General features: G+C 58.1%; 6 protein-coding genes and 2 pseudogenes. 3 read left to right on the top strand and 5 right to left on the bottom strand.

Annotation, left to right across the window (positions count from 1 at the left end; translation table 11 throughout):
• Nucleotides 1–165: 165 nt before the first annotated feature.
• Nucleotides 166–378, bottom strand: a complete 213-nt coding sequence (locus ACM42_RS08525) for a hypothetical protein (protein WP_271527515.1) — start codon at nt 376–378, stop codon at nt 166–168.
• A 1071-nt stretch (nt 379–1449) separates the two neighbouring features.
• On the opposite strand from ACM42_RS08525, the gene ACM42_RS08520 reads away from it, so the two are divergent.
• A complete protein-coding gene (locus ACM42_RS08520) occupies nt 1450–1605 on the top strand; it encodes a hypothetical protein (protein WP_271527514.1) in 156 nt (51 codons plus the stop codon).
• A gap of 506 nt (nt 1606–2111) precedes the next feature.
• On the opposite strand, the gene ACM42_RS08515 is transcribed toward ACM42_RS08520, so the two are convergent.
• Together ACM42_RS08515 and ACM42_RS08510 are read right to left on the bottom strand one after the other, a co-directional pair.
• The gene (locus tag ACM42_RS08515) at nt 2112–2390 is read right to left on the bottom strand and encodes a hypothetical protein (protein WP_271527513.1); all 279 of its coding nucleotides are present in this window, start codon (nt 2388–2390) and stop codon (nt 2112–2114) included.
• Nucleotides 2391–2598: 208 nt separating this feature from the next.
• A pseudogene (locus ACM42_RS08510) lies at nt 2599–3539 on the bottom strand (transposase); the annotation flags it as partial.
• A gap of 46 nt (nt 3540–3585) precedes the next feature.
• Between ACM42_RS08510 and ACM42_RS08505 the strand changes: the two are divergent.
• Nucleotides 3586–3884, top strand: a pseudogene (locus tag ACM42_RS08505) (integrase core domain-containing protein); the annotation flags it as partial.
• Nucleotides 3885–5399: 1515 nt separating this feature from the next.
• Here ACM42_RS08505 and ACM42_RS08500 read toward each other — a convergent pair.
• Together ACM42_RS08500 and ACM42_RS08495 are read right to left on the bottom strand one after the other, a co-directional pair.
• The gene (locus ACM42_RS08500) at nt 5400–6482 is read right to left on the bottom strand and encodes a beta-propeller fold lactonase family protein (RefSeq protein WP_271527512.1); all 1083 of its coding nucleotides are present in this window, start codon (nt 6480–6482) and stop codon (nt 5400–5402) included.
• A 573-nt stretch (nt 6483–7055) separates the two neighbouring features.
• Nucleotides 7056–7256: a hypothetical protein gene (locus ACM42_RS08495; RefSeq protein ID WP_271527511.1), complete on the bottom strand. Its 201-nt coding sequence runs from the start codon at nt 7254–7256 to the stop codon at nt 7056–7058.
• A gap of 485 nt (nt 7257–7741) precedes the next feature.
• On the opposite strand from ACM42_RS08495, the gene ACM42_RS08490 reads away from it, so the two are divergent.
• The gene (locus tag ACM42_RS08490) at nt 7742–8809 is read left to right on the top strand and encodes a DUF4238 domain-containing protein (protein ID WP_271527509.1); all 1068 of its coding nucleotides are present in this window, start codon (nt 7742–7744) and stop codon (nt 8807–8809) included.
• Nucleotides 8810–9211: the final 402 nt, after the last annotated feature.

The following is a 9211-nucleotide window of genomic DNA, read 5'->3' as shown; positions in this document are numbered from 1 at the left end:
CGAGCGCAATCGGCTATCCGCCCAAAGCGACCTGCCCAGGGGCCGTCGCCGGATGCGTACTCTCGTTCACAGCTGGCGAGCCTTCATGCTGCAACTGCTCATGGTCTGTCCGGTCTGGTCTGCAGCCCAAACTCCTCCGGCTCCCAGGCCGGCGGGTTCAATGGATTAGCCGTCCTGACAGGTGATGCCGAGGCTGTCGCAGGTGAGTGCGAATTGCTCTTTTGACTTAGAATCTTCAAAGCAGATCCTGGTGCCGATCTCCGCTCGGTCGGTCCACCAGCCGGCGTTAGCTCCCTTGGCGATGCGGGCAGCTTCGCCTCGTAACAGGTCCAGTCGTTTCCCGACGGCACGAACAATCAGGCAATTCTCCTTGGGCATAAACGTCCTCCAACTGCAATTTGGATTCCGCAAATTGTCGGTACCGAAAAACGTAGAACTTGCGGCGAGGGAAACCGAGCCTGTTGGTGATTAAAAGCAGCCGGCCTGCACGAAGGCCACAGCCATGTTCTCGCTGCGATCCGCGCATGGTCAAAAGACACCGGGTGAAAAGTGTCTAAGTGAAATATACCGGCCAGCCCTGATGGAATGATCCTATCGCGACATTTCTGGCTCGCAATATGATCCATTTCACAATCGGCCGCACCATGCAGGTGGGCGTTCGTGCAAATTACGCTACCACGCTGAGAGCGACCCGGCACGCAACTGCCAAAGCGCAGAGAGCTATGACAACCTGTTTGGGCCTGGTGGCCTCCTGACCCACGGCCGCCTCTAGTTTCACTGACGTACGAGCTTGGATCGCATGCCGATCAGCATTGTGTAGGCAAGTCGTCGCCAAATCAGGTTCATCAGGACTAGCATGGTGGCATCCCCGCGTCTGATGTCGTCCACCTACAACCCTGCCTGTTTCCGGACGACTTCGCCGATGGCGTAAAATGGTTTCGTGCATCGGCGGTGGCCGCGCCAGCCGCTGGCAACGCCAACGGGCAGGCTGGGTGCGCGCCGGCATTTCCGTTCGGCCGGCTGCCCGGCGACGATCCAAGCATCAATCCGCCCATTGTTCCTTTCTCGAGCACAGGCGTCGGGCGCATTGCTCATGAATTCGCCTTGCAATTGTGCCCGTCCACTGTCGTAATGCTATGATTGTCGAGATATTTTTCAGTCCAGTAGTGTTGAGGTCGTGATGAGTATTTCCGATCGGACTTTCGATGCCGCTTTTGCTCTGCACCAACGTATCGTATTTATCGAATGTCAAATTGCTGAATTAGGTGTCCTGCGAAACCGATTAGCGCAAGCTCAGTTGCGCCGCTCGCGGTCAAGGTCGAGTCGTTCAGCTTCCCAGAAACTAGGTCGGCGCCGTAGGTGTAGGTAGCTCTCCGCGCAACCAACCCCGAGTTGCCATCTGCCCCTCGTAAGCCCAAGCTATGGGCAATTCGTGAGTCGGGGGGATTCATGGAACGGCAGCCGTTTGAGAGCATGTCTCTCGAAGAGCTTTGGCGACTCCATACGGTCGTCAATGACATTCTTGCCGCGAGACTCGTGGCCAAGAAGGAAGAGCTTGAACGGCGTTTGGAGCTGCTCAACCGGGAAGACAAGCCTCCCAATTAATAGAATCACCTGATTGGCGGGCCGCTGCCCTTCACACTCACTAGCCTCTGTACTAGCACTTGCAGTGCCGCGCCGATCGTGCGGAACGTGCCAGCGCCGGTCGCAGGAGACGTCCTATAAGCTTTTAGGCGCTCCTGCGGCCCTTCGTTGTTGCTCCGGCGCTCATACCCCGCAATTGGACTGGCAGCCGGGAGCATTGGGGCTGGTAAACAATCCATGCCATGATCGCCAATCAACGACAATCGGCCGAACGCCCTGCTCCGGTAGTTGTACGGAATCAATTTTCACAACGGGGTGTTCTATGGAAAGAACACCGGCGCGATTTAAGTACCAGCCAGTTTCGAGTTTCCCGGGATGGCCGCAGTGGGGGCTGGAACCACGCTGCGGCTTTTCCCATTGTGCAGAGCGCTGAGACGACCCCGACCCGGGGGGCGGGCTTCAACGGGGATATGGGCCGGGGTCGCTCCGCCAGCTTCGGCAAGCCAGCGAAATGCAAACCAAGGTCATCACGGTTCGGTTCGAAGCGCCAAGACGTCTTGCCCGGGCACCAGCAGGCGGACGTAGGTACCGCTCTCATGCAGTTCTAACCAACCCTTCTCGACAGCGTACCTGATGCCAGCGCCGAACTCCGGGCTGCCGCCCTTGAGGGTGTAGAGGAATGGCGCGTTGATCTTCTCGATATGGATGCGGCCGTCCTGGACTGCGTCGATGCTCTTGTCGGGCTCGATCAGCTTGCGCGCCGCGGCCTCCGGATCGAAGCAAGGACGGTCATTGGTCAATTTCAAAAATCTGTCCCCCCAGCCGGAGAATTGTCAGTGAGATATAGGGCGATTCTCAACGAGTGGGGCCATGTCACTTTGGACCGCCCCGGGTTTGCCGGAGGCTCCAACTCCTGAGAGGATGGAGCCATGACAAGCAAGACGACGAACAAGTTGTCACGCGAGGTCCGAGCCCGAGCGGTTCGGATGGTTCTGGATCACGCCAGCGAGCACCCGTCGCGCGCTCGACCAGCGTGCCGATTGCCGAGCTGCCAAGACCGAGGATAAGGTCCCCCTCCCAATGTCCCGGCACTGCTCGATCGGCAGCTTCAGCAGGGCGCTCACAGATCATGATCTCCGGCGAGACAAAGCCCTTGCCTCGCCTGCGTACGCGCGCTCTGGGCATCCGTAACACACGCCCTGTTCGCAAGCAGGCCGTCAGCTCGCGGCGTAGCGCGCCACGACCCTGAACGAAGAGGGCTTGATAGATAGCTTCGTGGCTGATGCGCATCGTCTTGTCGTCCGGGAAGTCGATCGGCAAGCGTCGGGCAATCTGCTCAGGGCTCCAGGCTTTGGCCCATCGCCGATCCTTGCGCCGGCCATGCCGGCGCCCCTTCCACGGAACGGCGGGACCAGGAACGGGAGCGCCGGTCGGGGCTACGACGCCGCCAGCAAGTCTTTCCTCCACATAAGTGCGCAAGGTTGCATTGAGCGCAAGCTTGGTCGGCTTAGGCCGGCGGGCGGATCGATCCGCATGCCATTGGGCAGTTATTGCCCGATACTCCAACCCGCCGCCGCGAGTGGCCGCGTTGCGCCGCAGTTCGCGGGAAACTGTGGAAGCAGCCCGCCCCAGGCGACGTCCAATCTCCTGTATGGAATGGCCCTGCACCTTGAGAAGTGCGATCTCCTCGCGCTCATTCAACGAGAGGTACGCCCGGAGAGCGCCTTTGCCGAAGATCTTAACATCGCTGATGGCATGCCGCCCGCCTTTCGGAATAATCTGCTTCCGATAGGTTGTGACGATCCGGCTTCAAGTGCAGCATCTTCACTGCTTAACCCAGCGGCAATCGCCCGCCAAAATTTATTCTGCTCATCGCGCCCGACAACAGAAGGCCGTCCTGGCGACGGCAATGGGGCTCGTCCTGACCGCGCCGATCTGCGCCTTACAACGTTCATCGCAAGCTCCAAACTCCTGGTGTTGCGACGACCGTTTGAATCCGCTCAATACGTCTCGATCGAGTACACCGAGCGCCTGGCGGAAGCCGGTATCGAACCTTCTGTCGGCAGCGTCGGAGATTCCTATGACAACGCTCTCGCCGAAACCATCAACGGCCTCTACAAGGCCGAGGTAATCTATCGACGCGGGCCATGGCGCAGCTTCGAGGCCGTCGAGTTCGCCACCCTGGAATGGGTCGACTGGTTCAACAACCGCAGGCTCCTGGAGCCCATCGGAAACTCCCGCCGGCCGAAGCCGAGCAACGCTACTACGCCATGCTGGAACAATCCGCCATGGCGGCATAACTTAAACCAAATAGCCTCCGGCAAACCCGGGGCGGTTCACTTCCAGACTGATGTGCCTGTCAGAGCTCGCTCACTCCGGGCGATCTCCTTGGCGATCTTTTTGGCGATCTCTTCCGCTTCCTTTTTTCTCGGCAGGCCGTTGATCGAGCGCCGGCCCGGATTACGTCGACGTGCACAAAAGTCGAGATGCGGATCTCGTAAGGGTGGTTTTCCTCATCAAGACGACGGGTGAAGTGCAATCTTGCTGTTTCTACGGCAAAGTGCGTGAGAGAGCGGACTGCTGAGCCCTCCGAGCCCTCTCGTTCTATTTGAGACCGTGAGACAATCGCCAGTCGTAAACCGGCTAGCGTCCACCGTTAGATTCTTCAAGCACGAGGGCCCGCTCACACGTGCCTATGCAGCCCCCAAAACGCAATAAGCAGAAGGGCCACGGCTCCAATTCCCAGCAGCATGAGAATAGCTTCCAGCATGACGAATCAAGCTCCGCCCGAGCACAGGCTACACCCCGGCGGGAAATTGTCATCACAGGCTGAGCCGCGCGCCCAGATTGAAGGTTCTGCTCAGTTGGCACGCGCGCTCAAATCGACCTATATGCACGGCGGGCGGCTGTCTTTCGCGATCCCATCGTAGCGTGCTCCAAGATGAGCGCGCCGAGCACCGCAATAGCCACTCGTCGCGAACGTTCAACGTCCAGAAGATCGGTGCAGAGAGAGACTAGACTTGGCGAGCCGCAAACTGAAGGCCGAGATGGATCTCGCTGAGCGAAAATTCAGACAGGAGCAGTCGCATCATGACTATCGGCGCAGCGTGGAATTCGGCGGAGCGACGCCGATGATCAGTGGGCCTGAGCCGGCCTTCGCCGCTTTGCCGGCGCGCGTCATGAGCTCATGCAGCTGTCGAACTTGCTGGCCACCAATACCTCATCCGTCGCCAGCGGATATTCGAAGTCAGGCCATCGGGGTAAGCCGCGGCCCATCTTCGTAGCTACTCACCGTAGCTATTTGCGCGACGCCCCTGTTGATCTAAAGAAGTCGATGTCTTATCAGCATCCTGTCGTTGTTGGTGTGGAGGAGCGGATGTCTACCACGTGAATGTGTGTCGACAATGCCCGCTCCGCGCACACGCGGAGCTGCTCTGACCTATTGAGCTCATCAATTCGAACGATTGGTAGTCAGACGTGTGGAGATCAACGGCTGTGGAGTTTACTGGCTTTGGAACGCGGAAGATGGGGGTTGCAACGCCCCGATTATCGCGCCAGCTCTTGGGGATCGGACCGGAGTCCTTGGCATAGAGAGGTCTAGTATTGAGGCTATAGTGGATCTGCCGTATGCGAGCGCCGGACCGCCGTTTGTGACCAGAAGCGGTTATGGGCGCATCGATGCAATGATGCGCCCCGGGGTCGATCGCAAACTGGCCAGCCTAACGCTACCGCACAGCTACTTGTTGTTGCCGACGAAACAATGAAGGCCCGCGGTGAAGCGGGCCTTTGACGGATGGTCGAATGGACCAAGACCTTTATGGTCCCATTCTGGCCGAGGCGGGATGTCCGGGCACCTGGAAGCGTTTGCCGGTGTCTGTGACGTTGCTGCCATCGACCTTCAGTATCGAGAAGTCCTGGGTCAGGTAGTTGCCGACGAGGAGGTACTTCCCGTCAGGCGTGAACACCGCGGCCTCGGGCAAGCCGCCGACCTCGATGTCCCCGGTCTTGCTCACTTTCTTGCCGTCGATTTTGAGCACCGAAATACTGCCGTTCTTTTCGTAGAAGTATGCGTTCTTCATGTTCGAACCGCGCAGAATCACGGCAACCGCGACGTCGCCCTTGGGGCTGACCGCAAGTCCCTCGGGGCCGTCGCCCACCACAACGCGATCGATGATGCGCGGCGGATTGGCCTCTAGATCGATGACGCTCGTGGTATCCACACTTCCATCAGAGGCACCTGCGTTGCCATTGTCCGAGGTCAGGGCGATTTTCCCGCCAGGTGCGGCCGCGACATTGTAGGGCCATTGGCCGGCCGGCAGGTCGATCTTGTTGTACGTCACCTTTTCGCCTGCGATGTCCAGCATGGAGATCTTGTGAGCCGGGAAGCGGGCGACCAAGGCTCGCTTGCCATCGGGGGTGAACGTCACGTGCGACGGACTGTCTGGCATCGCAACGGTGTCTATCATCTTGACGTCTGTGCCATTTACGGAGAGGACGCTGATCGAATTGTCTCCGCGATTGGCGACCAGTGCCATCTTGCCATCTGGACTGAAGCTGAGCCCGGAGGGCTGCTTCCCGCCAGCAAGCGTTGCGGCAAGCTTGGGCGGGCTGGCCTGCAGGTCTACGACGTAGATCTTGTTGTCGAGCACCTGTTTTAGCGCGTCGCCGTCCTTGACGACATCGACGGAGTCGGCAACGAGTGCCACCATTCCGGTGGGATCGATCGCAACGTTCACTGGTGGTCCGACCACCGAGTTCTTGATCGGCAGCGCAGCTATGATCGTTGGGGTTTCAGGAGAGGCCAGATCGACGATGAGAACCTGATCCTTCCCCGGTGCGTACAAAATCGGCTTACCGCTCTCGTCCCAGAGCAGCTTCTCGTCGAGGCCGACGATCATGAGGGGTTTTGCGTACCCAGTGCTAAAGCTCGTACTGAGTAACATGACGGCAGCAAACGATAGTGCTATGGCGCGGTTACGCGACATGTTGACCTCCTCCCAATAATACACCCGCCTCTGATGGGCCAGTCTTGGCAGCTTACGCGGTAAAGCATACGGCCACCAGTGGCGCCTAGTCTGCGCGTGGCCCCTGGCTCCACACGATGCGCCCATTGCCATGTCAACCGGTAACCCGGACGCGGGGCTGGATTAGCGCGACTACCACTCGTGACCTGAAGCCGCCATCGATCGAGAATATCCGGTCAGCGCGAAGTCAATGATTTGACACGAATTCCAACGTGAGTTGGTTGACGACGCCTGCATTCTGTCTCTGCATAGCGTGCGCCGCATTCGGTAACATCACTGTCGCAGGAGCCTCCCTGCACTTTCGCATTTCACTGTAGAAAAACTCGAAACTATTTGGACTCTTATCCGCCGTGGTCATCGACTTTGAATGCTACGACGTCGCAGCCGCTAAGCTTAGCGGACCTAGTACAGTTATATAAATCAGCAGATTCGGCCCGATGAGTTCAACTAAATCGAACCGTTCTTCGTGACGTGCAAGCGACGAACGTAATACCCTTGTCGTTGAACAGTTGATCTAATCTCGTCGCTTACTTTGAGAATTCTTTTTCTGCTCTTGCGCCACTTATTTGCAGAGTAAGCCCCGGGTATCGCGGACCCTGTGCTTAGAACGAGCAAATCGCGCTTCCCATTGCGATAAACATCAAACACTTTTCGCCCTCGCTGAGATTGACAAAGTAAACACGAAGTCTGTTTAGGTCATTCTCATCGATCAGCTTACAACTCCGAACGGCTGTGCGGGTTGCAAATGGGCAACGCTCCGCGACTTTTGCTAGAGAACCTGCCAAACCGGCAAACGCCTGGCGCTGGGGGCTCTCCGCGGTTTACGCCTACAAAATTTGGCGGGTTCGACGGCGCCTCCTACTTGCGCTTTATCTCTGCCATGTCCGCGGCCCGCATCATCAAGCCGCCATCGATGTCGGGTGGCGACCGAAAGTCGGAGAGCTTCGGCACACCGTTACCATCGATAAGGATGTTCTGAGGCTTAATGTCTCGATGATTCCACCCCCGGTTCTGCGCATATTCGCATTTACTTTCGCGCTGATTACAATCAACGTGATTGTTGGCGGCACGAACTAGAAGGCAGCCCCCGCACCAGTGCGGGCCAAGGCAGCGAAAGTGACGGTCGGCCGGTCATGCCAGACAATAAAAACCAACACTATGTCCCGCGATGCCGTCTGAAGCCATTCACGCTCAATGGCGAGGGGCGATCGATCAACCTGTTCAACTTGGCACGCGAGCGAGCCATCCCGAATGCACCGGTCAAGAATCAGTGCTCGCGAGACTATTTCTATGGCGATGATTTGCAGGCGGAAATGCTTCTAGCGAATCTGGAGGGTCGATTTGCCGCCGTTTCTGACAAATTATTGGTGGGCGCCGCTCCGAACGCCGAAGATGCGCATTGGCTGAAGGTCTTTGCGCTCATCCAGTGGCGCAGGACCACAGGTCAACTGGCCGAAATGCGCCGCTACAAGAAAAGCATGGAGAATGTGGCCTATGCGCGAGACCTATCCCAGAAGCCGGACGACTTGGACAATCGCGAGCTCCTCGGCATTTTGATGCGTGCCGGCGCCCGCGCGATCGAGCATGTGCGAGATCTGAAAGTGGCGATCTTTCGGAGCCGAGCCGGCTCGGAATTCATAATTTCCGACAATCCCTCAGTGCTCACCAACCGCATGCACCTTCAACGGATGCGAGATAACCGGTTTGGTTTGTCCTCGCCTGGTGCCATGTTCGTGCTGCCGCTGGCGCCCAGCCCGGCCATGATCGCGTATGACGGGGCGTGCTACACCGTCGATAAGAACGCCGACGGCTTCGTGGAGGCAAAAGACCGCGATGTGGAAGTATTCAACGAGTTCCAGTTCCTGCTCGCGCAAAAGAACGTCTATTACGGTCCAAACGCGAGCGCGCATGGCCTCGCTGACGCGGCAAAGTACGCCGCTGCTGAGATGGAAGAGTGCCGACCAACCACTCGTACTTTCGTCCCCCTCGAGAGTTCTTCAGACACTTTTCGCCTCTCCAAGCCGGGGGAAGAACTAACGGAGCGCAAGATGCTCTTGGAGACCGCCTTCCGGCACCCCTCGCCGTCTGGCTGGCCATCGAAGCTGAAGCTCCGTGAGAAGGTGAAATACCTCGGTGATGGAACGCTCCGGGGGCCGGTTCGCAGGACTGAGTGGCTAAAGAAAAGGTCCGCGCGGAGATGAATGCCAATAAAGCGACGTCCGTAACGGCAGAACTAGTCGGCAGCCCAGTTTCGTAGCTAATCACCGTAGTTATTTGCACGACGCTTCACTACACCGCCAAGAAATGTTGCTTCCACAGTATCTTGCGACCCATGGTGAGGAGGAGTGGATATCCTCTGAAATGCGCCCGTCGCGGGCGCTCTAGCGATCTGCAGCAGCCAGAAGGGTGGCGTCGGGTGTAGCTCCCTAATCTCGCCAGCCAGCGTGCATTTCGGCAAATCGGTTGATCGAACGGAAATATCAAGCATCGTACCAGTGCCATCGCGCTCACAGTTTCGAGAGATCGACTTCTCGTGACGTTGCCCCCAAGTTTTATCCAGACCTGAGTTCGTTCGGGCGGTTGGATGTGCCCATCCGGGCGGT

It is taken from the genome of Bradyrhizobium sp. CCBAU 25338 (assembly GCF_028128965.1).
Classification (GTDB): Bacteria; Pseudomonadota; Alphaproteobacteria; order Rhizobiales; family Xanthobacteraceae; genus Bradyrhizobium; species Bradyrhizobium liaoningense.
Note: the sequence above shows the minus strand (reverse complement) of the source record. Positions and strands in the feature narration are given on the sequence as shown.